This window comes from Pseudomonas sp. NPDC087639, from assembly GCF_044743385.1.
Classification (GTDB): Bacteria; Pseudomonadota; Gammaproteobacteria; order Pseudomonadales; family Pseudomonadaceae; genus Aquipseudomonas.
On record NZ_JBIUWI010000182.1, the window covers coordinates 1 to 1,420 of the forward strand.

At 62.0% G+C, this 1,420-nt stretch carries 2 protein-coding genes; both read left to right on the plus strand.

Features of this window, described 5'->3' with window-relative positions; translation table 11 throughout:
• On the plus strand, positions 1–658 hold a 658-nt coding region (locus ACIOVB_RS27710), incomplete at its 5' end, for a c-type cytochrome (protein WP_401272297.1).
• An 82-nt stretch (positions 659–740) separates the two neighbouring features.
• On the plus strand, positions 741–1,420 hold a 680-nt coding region (locus ACIOVB_RS27715; protein WP_401272298.1), incomplete at its 3' end, for a cbb3-type cytochrome c oxidase subunit I.

Below are 1,420 nucleotides of genomic sequence, written 5' to 3' on the forward strand. Positions count from 1 at the left end.
CAAGGGCGAACACTACCTGCTTGAGGTCGACAAGCCGCTGGTGCTGCCGACCGGCGCCAAGGTGCGCTTCCTCGTGACCTCCGCTGACGTGATCCATTCCTGGTGGGTGCCGGCCTTCGCGGTCAAACGCGATGCGATTCCGGGGTTCGTCAACGAAGCCTGGACCCGTGTCGACAAACCCGGCATCTACCGTGGCCAGTGCGCCGAACTGTGCGGCAAGGATCACGGCTTCATGCCGATTGTGGTCGAGGTCAAGGAAAAGGCCGACTACGAAGCATGGCTGGCCGAACGCAAGGCCGAAGCCGCCCAGCTCAAAGAGCTGACCAGCAAGGAATGGACCCTCGACGAGCTCAAAGAGCGCGGCGACAAGGTCTATCACACCGCTTGCGTCGCCTGTCACCAAGCCGAAGGCCAGGGCCTGCCGCCGATGTTCCCGGCGCTCAAGGGCTCGAAAATCGCCACCGGACCGATCAAGGATCACCTGAACATTGTCCTCCACGGCAAGCCCGGCACCGCCATGGCGGCGTTCGGCAAACAGTTGTCGGAAGTCGATATCGCAGCGGTCGTGACCTATGAACGTAACGCCTGGGGCAACAACAAGGGCGACATGGTCACGCCAAAAGAAGTGCTGGAGCTGAAACAGGCGGAAAGCAAATGAGCCGGTCTATTGCGTACTTCGTGAACCAGTCGGGGCTCCGTGCCCCGGCCTGCCCAGCCCACTCACTTGAAGGAGACCGGCCATGAGCGCTGTCATCGATGACCACGGTCATGCCGACCACGCCCACGGCCCCGCCAAAGGTCTGATGCGCTGGGTGCTGACCACCAACCACAAGGACATCGGCACGCTGTACCTGTGGTTTGCGTTCTGCATGTTCCTGCTCGGCGGCTCGTTCGCCATGGTGATCCGCGCCGAGTTGTTCCAGCCCGGTTTGCAGATCGTCGAGCCGGCGTTCTTCAACCAGATGACCACCATGCATGGTCTGGTGATGGTCTTCGGCGCGGTGATGCCGGCGTTCGTCGGCCTCGCCAACTGGATGATCCCGTTGATGATCGGCGCGCCGGACATGGCCCTGCCGCGCATGAACAACTTCAGCTTCTGGCTGCTGCCGGCGGCGTTCCTGCTGTTGGTCTCGACCCTGTTCAGCCCCGGTGGCGGGCCGAATTTCGGCTGGACGTTCTACGCGCCGTTGTCGACGACTTATGCGCCGGAAAGCGTGACGTTCTTCATCTTCGCCATCCACTTGATGGGGATCAGTTCGATCATGGGCGCGATCAACGTGGTCGCGACCATCCTCAACCTGCGCGCCCCCGGCATGACGTTGATGAAAATGCCGCTGTTCGTCTGGACCTGGCTGATCACCGCGTTCCTGCTGATAGCGGTGATGCCGGTGCTGGCCGGGTGCGTGACGATGATGCTGAT